Origin of the sequence: Rhizobium sp. AC44/96, assembly GCF_001692185.1 — a bacterium.
Taxonomy (GTDB): Bacteria; Pseudomonadota; Alphaproteobacteria; order Rhizobiales; family Rhizobiaceae; genus Rhizobium.
On sequence record NZ_LXKO01000009.1, the window covers coordinates 62,448 to 83,724 of the forward strand.

The 21,277-nt window shown below is 58.5% G+C and carries 22 protein-coding genes; 12 read left to right on the plus strand and 10 right to left on the minus strand.

Features of this window, described 5'->3' with window-relative positions:
• Nucleotides 1-494 precede the first annotated feature (494 nt).
• Both cysQ and A6U87_RS10290 read left to right on the plus strand, forming a co-directional pair.
• A complete protein-coding gene (gene cysQ, locus A6U87_RS10285) occupies nt 495-1,286 on the plus strand; it encodes a 3'(2'),5'-bisphosphate nucleotidase CysQ (RefSeq protein ID WP_065691171.1) in 792 nt (263 codons plus the stop codon).
• Nucleotides 1,287-1,414: 128 nt separating this feature from the next.
• Nucleotides 1,415-2,452 (plus strand): DUF2793 domain-containing protein, encoded by a 1,038-nt coding sequence (locus A6U87_RS10290; RefSeq protein WP_065691172.1) that lies wholly within the window; start codon nt 1,415-1,417, stop codon nt 2,450-2,452.
• A gap of 2 nt (nt 2,453-2,454) precedes the next feature.
• Here A6U87_RS10290 and A6U87_RS10295 read toward each other — a convergent pair whose 3' ends face one another.
• On the minus strand, nt 2,455-3,195 hold the full coding sequence (locus tag A6U87_RS10295) for a LuxR C-terminal-related transcriptional regulator (protein WP_065691173.1): 741 nt from the start codon (nt 3,193-3,195) through the stop codon (nt 2,455-2,457).
• Between the two features lie 398 nt (nt 3,196-3,593).
• Between A6U87_RS10295 and A6U87_RS10300 the strand changes: the two genes are divergently transcribed.
• Complete coding sequence (locus A6U87_RS10300; protein WP_007533628.1) at nt 3,594-3,869, plus strand: DUF1153 domain-containing protein; 276 nt, start codon at nt 3,594-3,596, stop codon at nt 3,867-3,869.
• 318 nt (nt 3,870-4,187) lie between these two features.
• Complete coding sequence (locus A6U87_RS10305; protein ID WP_065691242.1) at nt 4,188-4,466, plus strand: GNAT family N-acetyltransferase; 279 nt, start codon at nt 4,188-4,190, stop codon at nt 4,464-4,466.
• Nucleotides 4,467-4,570: 104 nt separating this feature from the next.
• Here the strand turns inward: A6U87_RS10305 and A6U87_RS10310 are convergent, their stop codons facing one another.
• Nucleotides 4,571-4,921: a flagellar export protein FliJ gene (locus A6U87_RS10310; protein ID WP_065691174.1), complete on the minus strand. Its 351-nt coding sequence runs from the start codon at nt 4,919-4,921 to the stop codon at nt 4,571-4,573.
• A gap of 440 nt (nt 4,922-5,361) precedes the next feature.
• On the opposite strand from A6U87_RS10310, the gene ctrA reads away from it, so the two are divergent.
• Nucleotides 5,362-6,063, plus strand: coding sequence for a response regulator transcription factor CtrA (gene ctrA / locus A6U87_RS10315; protein WP_003542362.1), 702 nt, complete (start codon nt 5,362-5,364; stop codon nt 6,061-6,063).
• Between the two features lie 127 nt (nt 6,064-6,190).
• Here the strand turns inward: ctrA and A6U87_RS10320 are convergent, their stop codons facing one another.
• Both A6U87_RS10320 and chpT read right to left on the minus strand, forming a co-directional pair.
• Nucleotides 6,191-6,553, minus strand: a complete 363-nt coding sequence (locus tag A6U87_RS10320) for a PleD family two-component system response regulator (protein ID WP_065691175.1) — start codon at nt 6,551-6,553, stop codon at nt 6,191-6,193.
• A 111-nt stretch (nt 6,554-6,664) separates the two neighbouring features.
• A complete protein-coding gene (gene chpT / locus A6U87_RS10325; RefSeq protein WP_198928693.1) occupies nt 6,665-7,315 on the minus strand; it encodes a histidine phosphotransferase ChpT in 651 nt (216 codons plus the stop codon).
• Nucleotides 7,316-7,576: 261 nt separating this feature from the next.
• On the opposite strand from chpT, the gene A6U87_RS10330 reads away from it, so the two are divergent.
• Both A6U87_RS10330 and A6U87_RS10335 read left to right on the plus strand, forming a co-directional pair.
• The gene (locus tag A6U87_RS10330) at nt 7,577-8,101 is read left to right on the plus strand and encodes a DUF1134 domain-containing protein (RefSeq protein ID WP_244499463.1); all 525 of its coding nucleotides are present in this window, start codon (nt 7,577-7,579) and stop codon (nt 8,099-8,101) included.
• A 118-nt stretch (nt 8,102-8,219) separates the two neighbouring features.
• Complete coding sequence (locus A6U87_RS10335) at nt 8,220-9,380, plus strand: hypothetical protein (RefSeq protein ID WP_065691177.1); 1,161 nt, start codon at nt 8,220-8,222, stop codon at nt 9,378-9,380.
• 2 nt (nt 9,381-9,382) lie between these two features.
• Here the strand turns inward: A6U87_RS10335 and A6U87_RS10340 are convergent, their stop codons facing one another.
• Entirely contained in the window at nt 9,383-10,204 is an 822-nt protein-coding gene (locus A6U87_RS10340) for an RNA methyltransferase (RefSeq protein ID WP_065691178.1), read from the minus strand.
• A 5-nt stretch (nt 10,205-10,209) separates the two neighbouring features.
• Nucleotides 10,210-10,596: a hypothetical protein gene (locus A6U87_RS10345; protein ID WP_065691179.1), complete on the minus strand. Its 387-nt coding sequence runs from the start codon at nt 10,594-10,596 to the stop codon at nt 10,210-10,212.
• Nucleotides 10,597-10,640: 44 nt separating this feature from the next.
• Between A6U87_RS10345 and A6U87_RS10350 the strand changes: the two genes are divergently transcribed.
• Together A6U87_RS10350 and rpoH are read left to right on the plus strand one after the other, a co-directional pair.
• The gene (locus A6U87_RS10350) at nt 10,641-11,675 is read left to right on the plus strand and encodes an RluA family pseudouridine synthase (RefSeq protein WP_065691180.1); all 1,035 of its coding nucleotides are present in this window, start codon (nt 10,641-10,643) and stop codon (nt 11,673-11,675) included.
• Between the two features lie 190 nt (nt 11,676-11,865).
• Nucleotides 11,866-12,774, plus strand: a complete 909-nt coding sequence (gene rpoH, locus A6U87_RS10355) for an RNA polymerase sigma factor RpoH (protein WP_065691181.1) — start codon at nt 11,866-11,868, stop codon at nt 12,772-12,774.
• 74 nt (nt 12,775-12,848) lie between these two features.
• Here rpoH and A6U87_RS10360 read toward each other — a convergent pair whose 3' ends face one another.
• Nucleotides 12,849-15,314 carry a hypothetical protein gene (locus A6U87_RS10360; RefSeq protein WP_065691182.1) on the minus strand — a complete coding sequence of 822 codons (2,466 nt, stop codon included), beginning with the start codon at nt 15,312-15,314 and terminating at the stop codon, nt 12,849-12,851.
• A 61-nt stretch (nt 15,315-15,375) separates the two neighbouring features.
• Entirely contained in the window at nt 15,376-16,671 is a 1,296-nt protein-coding gene (locus A6U87_RS10365; RefSeq protein ID WP_065691183.1) for an adenylosuccinate synthase, read from the minus strand.
• Between the two features lie 199 nt (nt 16,672-16,870).
• Between A6U87_RS10365 and A6U87_RS10370 the strand changes: the two genes are divergently transcribed.
• Nucleotides 16,871-17,788, plus strand: coding sequence for a DMT family transporter (locus A6U87_RS10370; protein ID WP_065691184.1), 918 nt, complete (start codon nt 16,871-16,873; stop codon nt 17,786-17,788).
• Here A6U87_RS10370 and A6U87_RS10375 read toward each other — a convergent pair.
• Nucleotides 17,785-18,630: a GNAT family N-acetyltransferase gene (locus tag A6U87_RS10375; RefSeq protein WP_065691185.1), complete on the minus strand. Its 846-nt coding sequence runs from the start codon at nt 18,628-18,630 to the stop codon at nt 17,785-17,787. The two genes, A6U87_RS10370 and A6U87_RS10375, sit on opposite strands and share 4 nt — an antisense overlap.
• Before the next feature lie 1,076 nt (nt 18,631-19,706).
• Between A6U87_RS10375 and A6U87_RS10385 the strand changes: the two genes are divergently transcribed.
• Nucleotides 19,707-20,180, plus strand: a complete 474-nt coding sequence (locus tag A6U87_RS10385; RefSeq protein WP_141683937.1) for a hypothetical protein — start codon at nt 19,707-19,709, stop codon at nt 20,178-20,180.
• Nucleotides 20,181-20,218: 38 nt separating this feature from the next.
• Complete coding sequence (locus tag A6U87_RS10390) at nt 20,219-20,428, plus strand: hypothetical protein (protein ID WP_065691188.1); 210 nt, start codon at nt 20,219-20,221, stop codon at nt 20,426-20,428.
• Nucleotides 20,429-20,882: 454 nt separating this feature from the next.
• On the opposite strand, the gene A6U87_RS10395 is transcribed toward A6U87_RS10390, so the two are convergent.
• On the minus strand, nt 20,883-21,137 hold the full coding sequence (locus tag A6U87_RS10395; protein ID WP_065691189.1) for a hypothetical protein: 255 nt from the start codon (nt 21,135-21,137) through the stop codon (nt 20,883-20,885).
• Nucleotides 21,138-21,277 lie beyond the last annotated feature (140 nt).

The following is a 21,277-nucleotide window of genomic DNA, read 5'->3' on the forward strand; positions in this document are numbered from 1 at the left end:
CTGGATGCAGACCAGATCAACCTGCATCTCTTGTTATTAGAGCCCTTATTAAGCCCTTGATTAAAGATTTCATACTGCTTTCGAACCAAAAGGGAAGTGCAAAATCACAATGCTCCAAAGTTCTTTGCCGTTTTGGTGAAAATGACTTTTTTGCGTCCAAAAAGTCGATTTTTTCAACGCCACCTGATTAAAAACACCTCTTTTGACCACATTGCGCTGTATGACACTGAGACGAAGCCCCTAAAAAGTACCGGTAAAGGGCGAGCGATAGCATCTGCCGACACCAGTTTCGGGGCATCTTCGAGGTCACGGGTGGCACCTGCAATCCTCCTTTGGATCGCTTATATATCGACATACCAGGGCGACGAAGAATCGGCCGCGCGCCGCTGCCTGTTGGCGCAACAAATGATAGACAGGCGTAAGTATTGAATTCGCTGTGCCCGGTGTCTATTCCGACATTGGTTGCATAAGACAGGTCATTCGGAAGGCGAGCCATGCTCGAGACATTCGAACGCGCCGCCATCGAAGCGGGCAAGGTGATCATGACGATCTTTCTCGACGGCTGTCCTGCCGCGAAGAAGGCGGACAACAGTCCAGTCACCATCGCCGATGAGAAGGCCGAGCGAATCATCATCTCACACCTGCAGCGTGACTTCCCTGATATCCCCATCATCGCCGAAGAATCGGTCGCCGGCGGCATCGTTCCCGCCATCGGCACGTCGTTCTTTCTCGTCGATCCGCTGGACGGCACGCGCGAGTTCGTCGACAAACGGCGCGAATTTACCGTCAACATCGCCTATATCGTCGATGGCAAACCGGTTGCCGGGATCGTCTTTGCCCCTGCCCTCGGCATAGCCTTCTGTGGCGAAGGCGCCCGGGCCGAGAAGCTATACGTCGACGATGGCTTTCAGGTCGCACGCAGGCACGACATCGGCGTGCGTGCCCAGCCAGCCAGGCGCACGGCGCTCGCGAGCAGGTCTCACGACAGCCCGCAGACCGCCCATTTCCTGGCCGAGCAATCGATCTCGGACTGCACCAACATTGGCTCGTCCTTGAAGTTCTGCCTCCTGGCGGAAGGGGAAGCCGATGTCTACCCACGCTTCACGCGCACGATGGAGTGGGACACCGCGGCGGGAGACGCCGTCTTGCGCGCAGCGGGCGGCACCACCGTCACACTCGATGGCCTGCCGTTGACCTATGGCAAGATCGGCCAGAGCCACGACACCGATTTCGCAAACCCGAACTTCATCTCCTGGGGTGGAAAGAGTGTCGTGGAGCGGGCATGAGAACCGAAAAACATCGAGAGAAATCAAGCACACGCTGACGTTTTCATACTCCCCTACGGCGAGGCTCCTAGCATTGCGGCGATGAACCACGCCGGCAATATGCGCGGCGAAATCGGGAGCCGCCTATCGTGTCCGAACAGACCGCCAATCTCGCCTTGCCTTTCATCCTGCCCTCGCAGGCGCAGAAGCACGTAACCCACAACGAGGCGCTCCAACGCCTCGACGCGCTTGTCCAGCTGACGATCACGGGCGAATCAGCAGCACCACCCGAAGACGCAGTGGAGGGCGCATGCTACCTAGTTGCGGCGGGCGCAAGCGGCATCTGGACCGGAAAGAGTGGAATGCTTGCCGTGTGGCAGGATGGCGCTTGGCTGTATCTGAGCCCGAAGGCCGGGTGGTGCGGATTCTTCACCGCATCGGGACAGCTGCGCTCTTACGACGGCGCGGCTTGGAATACCGTGCCCTTTGCCGGCGATGGCTCAGTGCCAATGATTGGCATCAATGCGACGCCGGACGCGGTCAATCGATTGTCTGTCGCCGCCGAGGCAAGCCTCTTCAGCCACGTCGGGAGCGGTCACCAGCTGAAGGTCAACAAGGCAGCCGTTTCCGACACCGGATCCCTGCTCTTCCAGACAGCATGGTCCGGCCGTGCCGAAATGGGGCTCGCCGGCAACGACGAATTCTCCATCAAGATCAGCAACAACGGCACCGACTGGCAGACGGCGCTGCATGTCTCGCAAGGCGGTGTCGTAAGAACGCCGGCGCGTCCGATCGTGCGGACTTCGAGATCCGCAGGCACCGCGACGCCCGCAACGGGCAGCAGGAGCGGCTTTGATGACATGCCGGTCCTTCAAAGTGGATTTGCGCTGGGAGCGGCGGTTTCCTCGGGTGCCGGCAGTCGATTGCTCGTCCCGGCAAGCGGCTTCTATCTGCTGTCGCTTGGTCTCAGGACCCTGTCGTCCTCAGGACACGTGGCCTCGATCGAGAAGAATGGCGTCACGGTCTTGGGCTCTGCCGAAGGAGCCGCCTCGGCCAATCCTGCGCAACAATCGGTTGCCACCGTCGCCTGGCTCGATGAGGGTGACTGGCTGGCGATTCTACACACCGGCTCGGCGCTCTACGAGTTCGGCCCGGCAAAGACCGAACTCTTGGTGATCATGCTATAGAGCTAAAGCAACCGATAGCGAAAGGCGCGAGCGACGGCCTGCATTCGATTGACCGAATCCAGTTTGCGCATCGCGCTTTTCAGATAGCCGACGACCGTGTGGGAGGAGAGATCCAGGATGATCGCGATCTCTTCGCTGCTCTTGCCCGCCGCCGACCAACGCAGACATTCGATCTCGCGATTGCTGAGGCTCTCGGACGGGCGCTCCACAGGATAGTCCTGGGAAAACATTTCCAGAAATTCCATCGCGAGGAAAACTTGCGCCATCGCTTCGTCGCGGCTGGCTTTGGCCCGATCCCCGGAGAAGGCAAAAATATACTGTCTGAGATCGGCGTCATGCAGTGTGAACGCGAACGTGTTCTTCAATCCGTGCGTTCTGAAGAGTTTCACAAGCCCAGGGTTTTCCTGGTTCGCCGCCGTGCTCTCGAACGGCGCCTTGTCGCAGAAAACCGGCATGACCGATCGCTTCAGCCGGTTCACGAGCTTGCAACAATAGAAAAGATCTGCATCTTCGTAAAAGTCGATGATCTCTTGCGGCCAATTCGTAGCAAGACAGTTGACCGCAAAACCGGCGCGGTCGCCGCGCGGAAACGCAGCCAGCAGATAGTAGCTGTGGCCTGTACGTCGCGCCATTTCACCAAGGCGCTCACCAATCATTGATGCTGGAGTTTTCGGCACCCTGTCCGAATGCGGAAAAACAGTATCCTCCACGCCGTCACGGACGGCGCGCACATGTTTCCTCATTGATTTTCGTCCCTTGGCGGCCGGCTCCGACTCGAGCTTCTCTCCAAAACAAGGGGATTTCGAGTACCGGAAAAGCAGACACGCCCGGATCGCCAAGAGGCGAAGCGGTAGCCGCGGTCATTCCGGACAAGATGAGAAGAACGGAGACGAGGGTCTAGCAGCGCATTTATGTTGCAGTGCTTATAAATTGATGGAGATCAATTAAACAATAACCATTGCGCATGGCTCCTATGCGCTGAGTACAAGTTTACCTAACGGGAGGCGTGTCGGGTCCCCAAATCGCCTCGACAAAGGTTGGCGCTTAAAGTTGTTATCAAAGTCTTACTTTGTGCTTAGGCAATTTTTAAATGTGACAAGCTAGAGTGGCTCTCGTGGTCTTGAGTTGTGTAGAGAGTCCAATGACCGAAATGATACGTCCCCGAGTGAAATATGTCATCGGCCCCGATGGCAGCCCGCTGACGATTGCGGATCTTCCGCCGCCGAATACCCGGCGCTGGGTAATCCGTCGCAAGGCAGAGGTTGTCGCCGCGGTGCGCGGTGGCCTGCTGAGCTTGGAAGAAGCCTGCGAACGTTACACGCTGACTGTGGAAGAGTTCCTCTCCTGGCAGTCATCCATTAATAGCCACGGTCTGGCCGGTTTGCGCACGACGCGCATCCAGCAGTACCGCCATTGATCAATTTTTGAAGCCTATCGTAATTTTTCGGGCCGAACGCACATCCCTAGTAGGGATCTGACGCCGGCCCGAAGTCATTGATATACTGCAGGCACTATCGTCGCCAATTCATTGAATCGATGCTTCAGCTCGGCCGAGGTCCACAAAGACCACTCGGCCCAAGGCCGGGCAAGCAATGGTTCAGGGAAAGGATGAACGCCGTCGCCGTCTCCACGTCCCCTGCCCCTTTCAGCGAACAGTGCGTCTCCTTCAGGCAGCTTTGCGGAAACGCGGCGCCATGCCAATTTGCCGATCGACACAGTCGAGAGGAATATGGCAGTGAAAATCACCAACGAAGAAAATGCATCGGGCGGCAGATACGTCGCCGAACTCGACGGTCATCAGGCTGAGATGACCTATTCCCGGACATCACCGAAACTCGTGATCATCGATCACACCGGCGTTCCTGATGCTCTGCGTGGCAAGGGTGTTGGCCAAGCATTGGCATTGCATGCCGTGGAAGAAGCCAGAAAGGGCGGCTGGAAGATTTTCCCGCTGTGCCCCTTCTTCAAGGCCCAGTCGCAGCGCCACGAAGAATGGCGCGACGTCGTCAACTGACGAATCAAAAAACGCCAAAAGCCATGTATGACGGGCAGCACGCCCACCATGCATGGCTTTTATGAGATGACACCCTGGCGCCGTCAGGCGCCTGTCACCCTGGCTTAGGCCCGTGCCCGGATTGCACCGTCGCGCTCTTCAAGCGCGGCAGCACGTGCATATTCCGCCTGCATCTCTTCGAGCGATTGCTCCAAAGCCTCTTCCTGCATCCTCAGTTCCTTGATCGAAACCTGAAGATTGTCCGCGCGCTGGCGTGCTGCCTTTGCGAAGGTCGGATAGGCGAAGTGATTCGGGTCGGAAATGCCGGACTTCTTTTCCTCGACGACGATCTGGCTCTCCAGATCCTTCGTCATCCGGTCAAATTCGGACATCATCATCTGCAATTGCTGCAGTTGACGACGTTTTTCATTCACCTGAAACTCTTTCAGGCGAGTTAGGCTCTCACGCGACTTCATACGCATTACTCCAGTGATGCGAGACCCCGGCTCCACTTGAAACCGCCCCTGCGAGCCGCTTTGACACGGCCTGCCCAAAAAATTTCCCTCGGTGTTAACAAAAACCTACCGCTGGTAACCTTTCGTTTACGGGCATCGTTAATGATAGTGCCGATGATTTAAGGGTCGGTAAACACAACTACGCGATTTCCGGCCTGTTTCATTGGTGAGTCGAATGAATCGCTTACCGGCCCTTCTTAATGTAACAGTTGAGGAGTGAGCTTTGCGGATTCTCGTTGGAAAACAGCGTAATGGGTAAAATATTTAATAAATTCGTTACCTCTTGCCAGAGTGAATCAGAATTTGTTAACCATTTCGTGGCAGCTTCCAAATCACGCAGTGACATGTTCGGTATCGCGTAGGGGCCAGACCACCTTTCGGCGGCGGTAAAGGGGATAAGAATGCGGGTACTACTCATCGAAGATGATAGCGCGACAGCGCAGAGCATCGAACTGATGCTCAAATCAGAAAGTTTCAACGTCTACACCACCGATCTAGGTGAAGAGGGCGTCGATCTCGGCAAGTTGTATGATTATGATATCATCCTCCTTGATCTCAACCTTCCAGACATGTCCGGATATGAAGTGCTGCGCACTCTCCGTCTGTCCAAGGTCAAAACACCGATCCTGATTCTCTCCGGCATGGCCGGTATTGAAGACAAGGTTCGCGGTCTCGGCTTCGGTGCCGACGACTACATGACCAAGCCGTTCCACAAGGACGAACTGGTCGCGCGCATTCATGCGATCGTCCGTCGTTCCAAGGGCCATGCCCAGTCGGTCATCATGACCGGCGAACTGATCGTCAACCTCGACGCCAAGACCGTCGAAGTCGGCGGCCAGCGCGTGCACCTGACGGGCAAGGAATACCAGATGCTGGAGCTGCTTTCGCTCCGCAAGGGCACCACGCTCACCAAGGAAATGTTCCTGAACCACCTCTACGGCGGCATGGACGAGCCTGAACTGAAGATCATCGACGTTTTCATCTGCAAGCTGCGCAAGAAGCTCGCAAATGCAGCCGGCGGCGCCAATTACATCGAGACTGTCTGGGGCCGTGGCTACGTGCTGCGCGAGCCGGATGGCGCCGAATACGCCGAAACCGCCTGACGCGTCCGCCCCTTTGCCATCGAGCAACAAGAATCCCGCCGTTTCGGCGGGATTTTTTTGTCGGTAGGGCAACTAAAAAAGCCGCTTGAAACAAGCGGCTCGGCTCAGGATTGGATTTGTCGATCGGTTATGCGGCGACGGCGCGATTGCCGAAGACTGCGGTCAGGATCTTCCGGTCGAACGGCTTCAGCAGGAAATCCGTGGCCCCTGCCCGCTTGCCCATCATCAGTTTCTTGAGGTCGGCCTCGATCACGCAGTAGTAGATCTTTACCTCTTTGCCGCCTTCCATGGCGCGGATCCCCGCAATCAGCTCCAGGGCGCCGTCCATGCCCGAATCGACGATCACGTAGTCCGGGAGCTCTGCCCCGCAGCGGGACAGCGCTTCGCTTACATTGGATGCTTCGCTGACAAGAAAATCGAGCTCTGAGAGAATGCGCCTCCCGACCTTGCGAACAACGTCAGATGCGTCAGTGATCATGAATCTCTGCATAGCTGCTCCTTCGCCCAATTTTTGTGGTATCGGGCGTTATATCAGCCGACGATAGAAACATTAGGCTAAGGAATTGTTACTTCGGCGCTGCAAATGATGCGCCGAAGCGCATCAGGCAGCCGGTACTTCGGCGGTGAAAACAATCTCTTCCGCAGTCGCGCTGTGGCCCAGCTCCATGCCGCATTCTTCGGCCAGAAGCACTGTGTAGTAAGGCTGAATCGAGTGGGCATCGACGGCTTCCTCGATCTCGCGCGTGGAAATTTCCACGAACTTCGGCGGCAGACGCATCAGCTTGCCCTTGGCAACGATCTTGAACTTTGCGTCGAATTCCGGATTTTCCAGTGTGATTTCAAGCGAGCCGCCGCGCGGGATCGACGAATAGGCAACCAGAAACAGGTTCAGCAGGAGCTTGACGCGGTTCTTCGCGATGATGGCACGTGGACCGGTCCAGGTGACCTCGGTCTTCTTTTCAGCAGCGGCGAAGTCCTTGGCGGCCCGCTCGGCCTCGCCGGTATCGATCGAGGCACCGACGGAGCCCGAGGCGCCGAAGGCAAGCCGCGCGAACTTGAGGCGAACCGAAGCATTCAGCGCACTTGTACGAATAAGATCCATCGCATCCGCATCGGCTCCGCCCTCGTCAAGCAGTTCCAGGCCATTGTTGATGGCTCCGACGGGAGAGATCACGTCATGGCAAACCCGGCTGCACAGCAATGCTGCCAGATCGGGCCCTGTCAGAGTAAGGTTGGGATTCTTCGACATCATCGTCTCCTGAGGGCGATAGGCTCATTTCGCCGTATATCTTGCGTCATCAAAATTGCACGAAGTTTGCGCGCGTATTCGGCGCCATAATGACACCATATTTGGTAAACCGATTGTTAAGACCATCCGCGCAAAATGAATGAAACGCCGGAAACGGCCTACCGAACCGACCATGATGAACGGATGACACCCATGCGCCCTCAAATCTTCGGAAGACTGACCGCCTTCTGCCGGTTATTCGTTGCGTTGACTCTTCCGCTGGCGATGCTTGCCTCGACGCAGGCATCAGCGCAAGAGGCCAACAGCAGCCAGTACACGATGCAGGAGATCGTTGACGCCGGTCACTCGTTCTTCGGCTCGACGAGCGGCGGCCTTGCCAAGGTCGTCGAGGCTGCCTTCCAGAAGTACGGCTTGCCCAATGGCTACATCCTTGGCCAGGAAGGATCCGGTGCATTCATAGCCGGTCTCACCTACGGCGAAGGGCAGCTGAACACCAAGAACGCCGGCGAGCACCCGCTCTACTGGCAGGGCCCCTCCCTCGGCATCGACTACGGCGGCCAAGGCACGCGCGTGATGATGCTGGTTTACGACCTTCCCTCCACCGACGCGATCTACGCCCGGTTCGGCGGTGTCAGCGGCCAGGCTTTCGTGATCGCCGGCTTCGGGATGACACTGCTCAAGAACAACAACGTGCTCGTCGTTCCGATCCGTACCGGTGTCGGCGCCCGCCTCGGCCTGAACGTTGGCTACCTCAAGGTTACGCCGAATCCGACCTGGAACCCCTTCTGATCGTCAGGAGGCGACGAACTCTCGTGGAGCGTCGCCTTTCCGCCACTTGCTCTATGCCGGTCGTCCGCTTAATGATTAGCACTGACGCAAATCAATTCCTGGAAGCAGTGGCAACGCCGTGATCGAATATGCTCTGTTGTTCGGATTGGGTTTCCTGACCGCGGCGTTCCTCGCCTTTCTGGTATCGCCCGCAATCCATCGACGCATCGTTTGGTACACCGAGAACCGGATGCGGGCGACCATGCCGTTAAGCCCGCAGGAAGTCCGCGCCCAGAAGGACATGGTGCGTGCCCTTTATGCCGCCGAGAATGCTCGCACCACGCAGGACCTCGTCCGCGAGCGCGAGAAGTCCCTGTCGCTGCAGCTGAAGCATGACTCGGTCGCCCTAGACGCCGGCAAGTTTGCATCCGAGATCAGTGCCCTTCAGGCGCAGATCGGCGACATGAGCGTCGAGGCGGCCGAGCTTCGCTCCCATCTGCGCAAGGACGAGAACTATATCAGCCAGCTGAAGACCAGCCTGCATATTGCCGAACAGGCGGGTGCTGCCAAGGATGGGGAGTTGGATGCGCTGCGGACGCGGCTGAACAAGCTGGCCGAACAGGCGGACAATCTCAAGATCGATATGGCCGCCCGCGACACCCAGATCGAAAGCCTGACATTCAAGTCGGGCGCGCTTCGCATCGAGCGCGACAATCTCCGTCAGGACGCCAGCCTGCTTCAGAAGCGCGCCAAAGAGGCCGAGCAGAAGCTATCCCAGCAGGAGCATACCGTCATCCGCTTTGAAGACAGGGCGGCACGCGATGCCGCTGCGCTGTCGGAGAAGACGACGCTGCTCGGACGCCGACAGCAGGACATTGCCAAGCTTAAGGAACAGGTGAAAGCCGTAAACGCGGATCTGCGCAAAGCCAACCGTGCGCTGCGCAATGCAGGTCTCGCCACCGTGACCACAGAACTGGTCTCTGAAAAGCAACCGCCGGAGAGCGCGATGCCATCTGAACTCGACACAGCCGCCGTTGCTGCACGTCTTGCTGAGGAGGTTCGCGCAAGAAGTGCCGCCGTTTCCGAAAGCCTCCTGAAGGCGAAGACCAACACAGGCAATGACGGCCCGATCCGCGAAGAGATCGCGGCGATCGCGGCGAACATGGTGGCGTTGACGGCCCTGAACGAAGGCCCATCTTCCCCGATCCGCGACCTCCTGCCCGAGCCGGCCGAGCCACGTGAAGGCGAACGTCTGGACCTCGCCCAGCGCGCGGCAACGATCCTTTCCGAACCGGGCTGATCTCAGATCAGGCCCGCGGCGGACGACATCGCAAACAGGGCAATACCCGTCGCCATAGCCACGTTGAGGCTGTCCAGCCCTTCCGATTGCGGAATGCGTGCCGTGCGGAAGCGCGACAGTACCGCCTCCGGCAGCCCCTCGCCTTCGGTCCCGACAACCAAGGCCATGCGATCGGAGGCCGGTATCTCTCGGATATCCGTTTCGCCGCGCGGCGAAAGCGTCCAGATCGCAAAGCCCTGCTCCGCGAGCCGTGTCAGCACGTCAACGGCATCGCCGCCACGCTGGTAAGGCACGGTCAGCACCGACCCGACAGAGACGCGCAGCGCCTTGCGATAGAGCGGATCGCAGGACGTCTCGTCCAGGAAGATCGCATCTGCCTTGAACGCCGCGGCGTTGCGGAACATCGAGCCGGCATTGTCGTGGTTTGAAATGCCGCAACCAACCAGCACCAGAGCTCGCGCTGGCAGGCGCTCGATCAGGTCCGCTGCGGCAGGCTTCCGGCGACCAAGCGCTAGTACCCCGCGGTGCAGATGAAAACCGACGATACGATCGAGCACCTCCGCCTCGGCGACATAGACCGGGACAGTTCCGGGCAACCCGTCAAGGATCGAGGACACGCCATCTACGCGATTTCGAAGCAGGAGAACCTTCTCCGCCTCAAAGTCGCCCTCCCCGCCATGCGCGGCCGCCAGCATCCTGAGAACCACAGTGCCTTCGGCGATAAAGCGGCTTTCTCGCCCGGTCAGGTCGCGTTCGCGAATGTCGCGGAACTCCGCAATGCGTGGGTCATCGGCACTCTCGATGGTGATGAGCCGCGAGGTCATCGCACTCAGCCGCCGTTGATCGTCACGTCCGCCACGATACGGCCGGCTTTGATATCGAACACCAAGGCCTTCATCACACCTTCAGCCGTCGTGCCGAAAAACAGGATCTGGCCAGCGGAAAGCGAAGAGGACTGGATCACGAAGCCGGGCGGAAGCGTAGCCGTCACCGACACCGGCGCATCGGAGGGCACGCCTGCCGATGTCACTGCTGCCGCATCCTTCGCCGGAGCGCGCATCGTCTTGTAGACAACCGCACCGAAGACCGCCATAAGGCTCACGAACATGATGATGCCCGAGACGATCTGCAGGCGGATCATCTTGCGCCGGACACTTTCCATCGCCGGATCGAGGGGTTTCTCTTCCTGATCGTCTTCTGGCTGGATTTTCGTCATTATTGGCGTTCCATTCTTATAAAATACTTCGGAGAAGAAGCGTCTTGAGTGACCCCTTTAAACAAGCATCCGGCATTATGAAAGTCCTGACGGCCGATGAGAACGCGGAAGGGCGGCTCGACGCGTGGATGACCGCGCAGCTTGGTGAAGAATTCTCCCGCAGCCGCGTGAAGGTGCTGATCAAGGACGGTCAGGTATCGTCCAAGGGCGCCGTCGTTGCCGATCCGCAAAAGAAGGTGCGCCCGGGCGACATCTTCGAGATCAATCTTCCAGAGCCTGAAGATCAGACGCCGAAGGGCGAGAATATCCCGCTCGACATTCTCTACGAGGACGATGACTTGATCGTCATCTCGAAGCCCACGGGCATGGTTGTGCACCCCGCTGCCGGCAACTGGACCGGCACGCTGGTCAACGCCCTGATCTACCATTGCGGCGACAGCCTTTCCGGCATCGGCGGCGTCCGCCGCCCCGGCATCGTTCACCGCCTCGACAAGGACACGACCGGTGTCATGGTCGTCGCCAAGAACGACGTGGCTCACCGCCATCTCTCCGCCCAGTTTGCCGACCACGGCCGCACCATGCCCATCGAGCGCGCCTACCAGGCCGTCGTCTGGGGCCGTCCGCGCACGCTGACCGGCAGTATCAACGCCCCCCTCGGCCGCGACACCGGCGACCGCACCCGCCGCGCCGTCAAGCGCCCTGGCACCGCCGATGCCGACGAGGCGATCACCCACTACGAGGTGATCGAGCGCTTCCACGAAACCCCAGACTCGCTATCTCTGGCGTCGCTGGTCGAATGCCACCTGGAGACCGGCCGGACCCATCAGATCCGCGTCCACATGGCCCATATCGGCCACCCGCTGCTCGGCGACATGGTTTACGGCGCGCATTTCAAGACTAAGGCCAACCTGCTGCCGGATGCCGCCAAGAAGGCGGTCAACAGCTTCGGACGTCAGGCCCTGCACGCCTACATGCTGCAGTTCGAACATCCGCGCACCGGCGAACTCATGCGCTTCGAAGTTCCCCTGCCCGACGACATGGTGGCACTGACCGAGGCGCTCAGGGACGCCGAGCTGTAACGGGCCTGTCTGCAACGGGTCAGCCGTCACAAGAACGTGAAGTGAACGGCGGCCTTGAACTACTGTTTCGCCATACTTATCTCTACACTGACTTCGTGCGGGCTTCCCAAGCCGCACGTTCCCGGTTTGCCTTGAAGACGCAGGGACGCGTCCGAGCGGGAGCCGGAATTCAGATAGGAGGGTGCAATCCATGGCCCGAAATAGTTTGCCGTCCATTACGGCCGGTGAAGCCGGTCTCAATCGTTATCTCGACGAAATCCGCAAGTTCCCGATGCTGGAACCGCAGGAAGAATATATGCTCGCCAAGCGCTACTCTGAGCATGGCGATCGCGAAGCTGCGCATAAGCTCGTCACCAGCCATCTGCGCCTCGTGGCGAAGATTGCCATGGGCTACCGTGGCTATGGCCTGCCAATCGGCGAAGTCGTGTCGGAAGGCAACGTCGGCCTCATGCAGGCCGTGAAGAAATTCGATCCCGAACGCGGTTTCCGTCTGGCAACCTACGCGATGTGGTGGATCAAGGCTTCGATCCAGGAATATATCCTGCGTTCGTGGTCGCTCGTTAAGATGGGTACCACCGCCAATCAGAAGCGTCTCTTCTTCAACCTGCGCCGCCTCAAGGGCCGCATCCAGGCTATCGATGAAGGCGATCTGAAGCCTGAGCACGTGACCGAGATCGCGACCAAGCTGAAGGTCTCCGAGGAAGAGGTGGTTTCGATGAACCGTCGCCTTTCCGGCGACGCCTCGTTGAACGCACCGATCAAGGCCTCCGAAGGCGACTCCGGTCAGTGGCAGGATTGGCTGGTCGACGATCACGACAGCCAGGAAGCTGTTCTGATCGAACAGGACGAGCTCGATACGCGCCGCCGCATGCTGGCCAAGGCCATGAGCGTGCTGAACGACCGCGAACGCCGCATCTTCGAGGCACGCCGCCTTGCTGAAGATCCGGTGACGCTCGAGGATCTGTCGACGGAGTTCGATATCAGCCGCGAGCGCGTGCGGCAGATCGAAGTCCGGGCCTTTGAGAAGGTTCAGGACGCCGTGCGCAAGGAAGCGCTCGAACGAGCCAAGGCCGTGCGCGTGGTTGAAGCAACCGCATAATCACGGTTTATTTCCCAACAAAAAGGGCGGGTCCATGACCCGCCCTTTTCTTTGATCGTTGTGTCCAGTTCGGTTTACTGGCTGGTGGAAACGTCGCCCGAAGCGGCCCATTCCTTGATCGCCGCGGTAAACGCCTCGGCGCCGGTCGTCCCCTTCTGCATCGTCAGCAGGGCACGGCGGCCGTTGCGGTAGGTAATCGGGATATCAAGCCAATCACGATTGGACAGAAGATCGAGGTTCGCCTTGCGTGCATCCGGATAATCGTTCAGCGCGATCATGTGGAAATCGTCGGTAATCTTGGCCGGAACCGCAATCAAAGCGTCGCCTCGATCCTGCTCCGTCCGCTTCATCGAAATGCGCTGAACGCCATCGATGGCGCCGCCTTCGAAGTTCGGCGGCAGCGAGAAGACGATCTCGACGATATGGCTCGCCGGCAGCGACGGATCGGAATTGCGCTTGAAGGTCAGCTGCGCGCTCAGATTACGCTCGGGAACGGTGACCATTCCACGAACGACGGCATCCTGCTTGCCATCCTGCCCAGCCTCGTGCTGAAGGCTCCAGACGACCGACCCCTGGATGGCTGTCGGCGAACTCTGACCAATGCGCTCCTCGTAGAGGAACATTTTTTCGCTGGAGCCAACCGGCGCGGTCGCTGCCGGCGTGGTCGAGTCGGCAGTCGGCGTTGCGGCGGACGCCGTTCCCGGCGTTGGCGCTGCAACCGGTTGTGTGCCGCCTGAGACCGGTGGGGGAGCATCGGATGCGGCCACGTTCTGCTCGGCGACAGACTTTCCTTCGGCGACCTGAGTGCCGGGGGCAGCCGCCGGGCCGGCATCCGTTTCGGTGCCGTCGGCATTCAGTCTCTGCGTGAACTTGCTGCTGACGGAAGAGCCGTCGTTCAACGACGCGACTTCCTTCTGCGGCGGGTTCGCTGCGGCCGGATCGCCGGCTTGCGATGCAGGCGTCGCCGGATCGGGCTTTGCGGGTGCCGTTTCGGTCTTGGCTGTCTGCGACGGCGCAGCGCTGACAAGACCCTTGACCATTTCGGTCAGAGCGGCCTGGTTGGTCCAGGCAGCATAGCCGCCTCCACCCACAACGCCGAGCGCGATCAGGATCGTGACGATCGAGCCGATGCCGAAACGACGGCGCTTCGGCTCCATGCGGAAATTCTTGCCTTGGAACTTCGACGCGATGGCGTTGTCGACATCGCTCGACGAAATGCCATCGTCGTCTTCGGCAACCACGCCGCGGTTGTCATAACCGCGAAGCTGGGTTGCCTCCTGCCAGGCATCGTTGGCCGCCGGCGCGGGCTTCGCAGCCGAAGTGCCGTGAACCTCGGAGAACAGATCGCCATCATCGAAATGGGCGCTGATCTGCTCCTTCTTACCGCTGTCGAGCGGCGGCAGGTCGTCGAACGCAGCCGCTTCCCAGGAGAAGCCCTCGTTTGCAGCAGGCATCTTCGTGGGCTCAGGCGGATGCTCGATCCCGGCAATCACATCTTCGAAGGCCCGCGCTGCGTCGTTTGCCGGCGCGACGGGTGATTTCTCCGAAAACTGGCGGAGCTCCTCAAGCGCCCAGTCAGTCGGCTCGTCTCTTCTGACCGGCTCCGGGACTTCCTCGGCATGTTCGGACCATACCGGGTCGAAATGCGCGGCGGTATCAGCATGAATCGGTTCTTCGCGAACATGCTCGACGAATTCCGCCGTTTGCTGCTCGAAGACATGCACAGGTTCGACGAGCCGGTTGCTCAGGTCGAAATCACGTGCCACCGGCTGCGGCGCCGGTTCATAAGCTGGCTCGATATGGGGCTCGACCGCCGGCTCCGGCGAGAACTCCTGATAGGGCTCTTTCTCGACGACATCGTCGTGATGGGGTGCCTGCCAAGGCTCGACCGGCTCGGGCTCAGCCGCAAAGGACGGCTCCGCTTCGTGCCAGGCCTGAGGCGCCTCCTCGTGGACTGGGGGCGTGTAGACTTCCTCGGCCGCTATCGCTTCTTGAGCCTCGACCACCTCGTCGGCGGGAGCCTCATGATAGTGCTGCGCCGGTTCTTCGTGATACTGAACCGGCTCCTCGACGTGCGGTGCGGGCTCTTCATGCGCGACCGGCTCTTCATAAACCGGTTCCTCGTAGGCAGGAGCCGCCAAAGCTGCAGCACGCTCCTCGTAGCGAGGCTCTTCGTACGCCGCCTGCTGTTCATGAACCGGCTCTTCGACCGGGGCTACCTCTGCGACGGGCGCGGCTGCCGCGGGTTCTGGCTCGGCCTCGTCGATCGGCTCTGCCGGGATCTCCAGCGCGAGCTCGACGTCCGAGATGTCGTCCTCGGCCGGCAATGCCACGGCATGCTCGGCCTCTACTTCGCGGATCGCTGCTTCGAGCTTTTCAAGCTGCCGTTGCAGCATCGCTTCCGGCGGACGCGGCTTCATGTTCTCGAGCTGCCGCTGAACGGCACCGCGAGCGCGCTCGTAGACCTTCACCCGCATCTCGGGAGTGTTGTCGGTCAGGCCGTCAACCGCCCGCCGGATAACTGCGATAAAATCCGCCATTCGTACTTTCTCAAAGAGTGTGGTTTGTTAACCAAACCACACAAAATAATGACCCGCGACCTTAGTCCTCAAACGGATCGGTCACAAGTATGGTGTCGTCTCGCTCAGGACTTGTAGACAGGAGAGCGACGGGCGCTCCGATAAGTTCTTCGACCTGGCGCACATACTTGATCGCCTGCGCCGGCAGATCAGCCCAGCTACGGGCTCCAACGGTCGATTCTTTCCAGCCTTCGAGCGTAATGTAGACAGGCTCGACACGCGCCTGGGCAGCCTGGCTTGCGGGAAGATAATCGATCTCCTTGCCGTCAAGCTTGTAGGCGACGCAGATCTTCAGTTCGTCGAGACCATCGAGAACGTCGAGCTTGGTCAACGCGATGCCGGTGATACCCGATGTCTTCACCGTCTGGCGGACCAGAACCGAATCGAACCAGCCGCAACGGCGCGGACGACCGGTATTGACGCCAACTTCGCGACCGACGGTCGAAAGATGCTTGCCGACGTCGTCGTTTAGTTCGCACGGGAACGGACCTTCGCCCACACGCGTCGTGTAAGCTTTGGTGATGCCGAGAACATAACCGATTGCCGTCGGGCCGAGACCCGAACCAGCGGCAGCCTGACCGGCAACGGTGTTCGACGAGGTGACGAACGGATAGGTGCCATGGTCGTTGTCGAGCAGCGCGCCCTGCGCACCTTCAAACAGGATGCGGGCGCCAGCCTTGCGCTGGTCATCGAGGATGCGCCAGACCTGGTCGACATAAGGCAGAACCTGATCGGCGACGTCGTTCAGCTCTTTCTCGAGCGATTCAACCGAAATCTCCGGCAGGCCGAGGCCGCGGCGCAGCGCATTGTGGTGCGTCAGCAGACGGTCGATCTTGGCCGGCAGGGCTTCCTTGTCGGCGAGGTCGATGGCGCGGATCGCGCGGCGGCCGACCTTGTCTTCATAGGCCGGACCGATGCCGCGGCGGGTGGTGCCAATCTTCGTACCGCTGTTGGAGGCGGCGTCTTCACGGAAGCCGTCGAGGTCGCGGTGCAGCGACAGGATCAGCGGCGCGTTGTCAGCGATGCGCAGCACCTCGGGCGTTACATTGACACCCTGCGCGCGCAGCTTCGCGACTTCAGCGACGAAATGATGGGGATCGACGACGACGCCATTGCCGATGACACTGAGTTTGCCGCGCACGAGGCCAGATGGCAGAAGGGCAAGCTTGTAGCTGACACCGTCGATGACCAGCGTGTGGCCCGCATTGTGTCCGCCCTGATAGCGCACGATCACATCGGCGCGTTCCGAAAGCCAATCGACAATCTTGCCTTTGCCTTCGTCACCCCATTGCGAACCGACTACGACTACGTTCGTCATTCACGTCTTCCTGTTAAAGGCGGTTTTAACCGCACCCTGCTCAAACCCGCGCATCTATAAAACTTTGTTTTTGGGAAAGCGACCCTGTATTGCCGCCTGAATCGGCTTTTTACGTGACAAATCAGCTAAGCGCGGGCTACCTGCCCGTTGATTAAGAGAAACTAAGCGCCGTCTCCGCACGCGCTGGAAAGAATCGGCTGTGCGATTTACTGCCTATATCTGCCTCGTCGTTGCTGCCCTTTGCTGGGGCGGCAATACTGTCGCCGGCAAGCTTGCCCTCGGGCATGTCAGCCCGATGATGCTGACTTTTCTGCGCTGGTTTCTGGCAACCGCGCTGATCGCCGCAATCTCCTTGCCGCAGTTGAAGCGCGACTGGCCCGTCGTTCGGAAAAATCTCCCCCTGCTCTTCTTCTACGGCATTATTGGCTACACGCTTTTCAACGCGATGCTCTATTCCGCAGTAAAGTATACGACAGCGATCAATGTCGCAATCGAACAGGCCGGCATTCCGATACTGATCTTCCTGCTCAATTTTATACTCTTCCGCACAGCCATTTCTTTCGCCCAGATTGCCGGCTTCGGTCTGACGCTTATAGGCGTTGCGCTTACGGCGGCGCATGGCAATCTCGCCACCCTGCTGCAACTCGGCCTCAATCGCGGTGACGGCCTGATGCTGGTCGCCGTGGCTGCCTACTCGATCTACACGATCTTTCTGCGGTGGAAGCCTCCGCTCGACTGGCGCACGCTGATGGCGATACCAGCGCTCGGTGCGATGCTGACCGCGATACCGCTCCTGCTGTGGGAAAGCACGCAGGGAGCCATGCAGATGCCCGACCAGAATGGCTGGCTCATTACCATCTATACGGCGATCTTCGCATCGTTGCTGGCGCAGGTCCTCTATATCAAGGGCGTAGAATCGATCGGCGCCAATCGTGCCGGACTATTCATCAATCTCGTGCCGGTCTTCGGCACGTTGCTGTCCGTGGCCTTGCTAGGTGAGAGCTTGCAGCTGTTTCATGTTATCGCGCTCGCTCTGGCGCTCGGCGGCATCGCCATTGCCGAGAAGGGACGCCCGAAGGGCACCGCAACAGCGATGCCTGCATCCGCGATGGATTAGCCGAGTTCCAGCGTCGTGACGCCGAACACGTTTCGAAGCGGCACCGCCGGCGCCGTTCCCCGATACATGCGGGCTGTCTCGAAAACGGGCTCGAGCCCCATGCCTTCGACAAGGGCAACTGCATCCTTGTTGTTGACGGGAACATCGATGTAGACCTGCGCGCCCTCCGCTTCCGGCCCGAGGACCGCCAGTAGCGCGGCAGCACTATCCACATCAGCCGCAAAGAGCGGCCCGATCTTGTAGCCCTCATAACAGCGGCGGATCGTGCCATAACCACGGATCTTGCCGTTCTTGCGCACGATTGCCGTGCGGCGATGCTTGCGCTCCGCGCACCACGATGAAACGAAGGCCGATCGTGGCGCTCCAAAGACCGTCGTATCGTAGCGCAACAAGCCGTCGAGCTTGTCGGATACGGCGTGCGCCACCAGGGGTGATTGCGGCAGGGAGGAAATCACGCCGCCGTAGCGAACAGTCTGGTAGGCCGTTTCAAAACCGACCTTGCGGTAATTGTCCTGCTGCGCGGTGACGCCATCGAGACCGATCGACCGGCCTTCAGCCGATGCCATGCCGATATCCCAGATGGCCTTGCCATATCCTCGGCCGCGAAAATCGGGATGCACCATATAAAGGCCGAGGAAGGCAAAGGCATCGCCATACTTGACGACGGAAATCGATCCGACAGGCACTTCTCCGAGTGCCCCGACGAAGAAGCCGGAGGGATCTGCATCATGGAAGGCGAGCGAGTCATCGAGACCCGGGTTCCATCCCTCCTGTCGAGCCCATTCGAGTACAAGCTCCAACTCACCGGGCCGCATCGGACGAACGGCAAACTCCGAATTCATGCAATCTTCCTACATCATATCCGCCGCACGTACGATCAGGCTGGACGCAGATCAAAATCGAGTCCAGCGGCGCATGACAACAACCGGCAATAAAGAAACATGCTCATGGCTGAAACGATCTGCATCGATCGTCACGATGCGCGACGCGAGAAACTCTTTGCATCGACAACATCATGGAGCAACGAAATTACAATCTCAAGGGAATTACTTAAGACAACATGAAGCATCCAATAATTCTCGAAATCAAGCGTAGCATATCTGAACATCAGGCAGTCTCGGCAGCGCCGCGTCCACTCTGGCGCGGCACGGCTTTCTGGACAGATCCGCACTACCTTTCGGACAAGAAAACAGAGCCGGGCATCGCCAGGCGCTCCCTAGCGGCGACATACCTTTTGATGATGGGCGCTGAGTCCGCTATCGGCCCGAAGCGGCTAAGGCGCCAGTATAACTGTAAAATACCAAAGGTTGTCTTCACGAAACCTTACGACGCACGCGGTGGTTTTTTTCAGAGAACGCCGCGCGAGGATACGTCATGCTCCCTAGAGGGCCATTAGCTTTGGTCTTGCTTGCTACCGCTTCCGTTGGGTGCTCGCCGGAAACCAAAAGTCCTGACGTTGCGAAATTTACGAGCAGCGAACTCCATGCTTTAGGTTCATCGTGTGGTGGGGACTTTCTCGCTGTAGACCAAGGCAACTTAGTGCTCGTTGAAACGAGCGGGAAGCGCGTTCTTCAAGAGAATGTCAAATTAGTCGATCTCGGGTCTCATCGTCTTACGATAGCATCTCGCCACGGCGCGATCGATTTGGTGACGACCTTCTCACTTAAGCACGACACTACCGTCGCTGTATTCGACACCATCGACTTTGCGCCGGAACCCACGCCCGAACAGCTAGACGAACTCAAGCTTCCTCGCGATCTGAAATCCACGATGACGAGAGCGTTCAAAGATAAATTTCCAACCTTGGTGCTGTGCCCCGCCCGGACGTCACCTAACGGCCCTAAGCAGTCATTTCGCCAAGATTCATAGATTTTTATCGGTTGCATTAGAGTGGAATTATCGCGCCTAGGTTATTCTGATGGCTAGAAGCCTCGAAGGCTGCGGAGCGAAAATGATCAACAAGGCGACATACAATAGACGCAGCGAACTCACGATATTCGCAACCATTGGGGCATTCATATTGCTTCGTATCGCGACATTTGCTTTCGATCTGAACCTATCGCCATTCGATTGCCTAATGCTTGGTGTGCTTATGGCAATCGGCTCCTTCATTTGGAACTTTCGTCCCGGTTTGGACCTCGCGGTTCAAGCTGAACAAGCCAAGGCCAGTTCAGAGGATGAGTTTACACGGTTGTTCAAGCTGGCTGCGGGCTGTGCCTTTTTCGTGGTGTTGTTTGTGGCGGGCTCCGCTGTCGTCACGTTGCATCCGCCAGTGAAGCATCTCGAAAAAGCCAAGCTGGTCGCCTTTCTTGTACCGCCCTTCCTAGCAGTGTTCGCCCCGAGGATCATAGCCATATTCAGGCTGCTAGCAGATAGCTATCGCAGGATTTAAGCGCGTCCGCATTCTGGCAGTCATGGAGAACCATAGGAATGATTACCAACTTATTCTTTGGTGCCGCAGCCATCATCTTCTGCGTAATGATTGCGATGATGATCCCATTCTTTGGGAAAATTCGTGACGTTAAAGACCTGACTCCAGAACTGACTGCTTGGCTTTCAATACGAATATTCCCGCTGATGTTTCTTATCAGCTTACTCGCTTTTGCTGGCAGCCAAGCAGGGAAGTGGGGATGGAACTAACCGCGTTCAAAAGTCTGCATATGGCGCGAAGCGGCCAAGGCAGTTGTCTGCTCTCGGCCCAGAGCAGACATAGGGACCACTGGTCCAAGGGGCCAACATCGTGTCCCGCTTCAAGACTGTTGATCTGCCGCGACAATATTAATCTCAAAGAGGATGGGCGTGCGCAATAGCAAGAAGCAGCAGAACGCAGACCAGATTGAAAGCTACCGATGTTCGCAATAGGCGGGTCACCTTAGCGCGGAGATCAGGGGGGCACCGTGGGTCTTTGTAGTTCACCAACCCGAAGTACACTCCAGTTGATGATATCCCTAGTGACCTAGCCCTCACGATATATCCGCTGTTTATCCAGCCAATATAGAAATTCCAAACAACAAGGACCAACAAAACTGCGCAAAATGCATAATTGTAGACCATTACTCACCCTTTTGACCGAGCCATGCCGGTTCCGCAATCGTCACTGCGGGGCTTTGCGCAATAATCGGCACAGCCCGATACCGTTAAGTATCACTAGCATTCCGGCAAAGAACATGATGAAGCCCCCAAACATACCCGCCCCGAAGCCGACAGGGCCATCATAAAGGTTGGCATCGAAGCCCGCATTAATCGGGTCGATAATCCATCTGAACCAAAGATATACCCCAATCACTTCAGCGCCGTACAAGGCGGTCGCTGCTAAACTGCCGTTCCTCCGCTTGGTGAAAGCGATCATAGCGTGAAAGATCAAAGCAAAAGGGCTCGTTGCCAAAAAAATGATAAATAGAACGATGAACGGTCCAGCGACATAAACGAGAGTGTCTTTCCCTCTTGGTTCACCCTGTATATCGCGAGATAAAGCTATTCACTCTATTG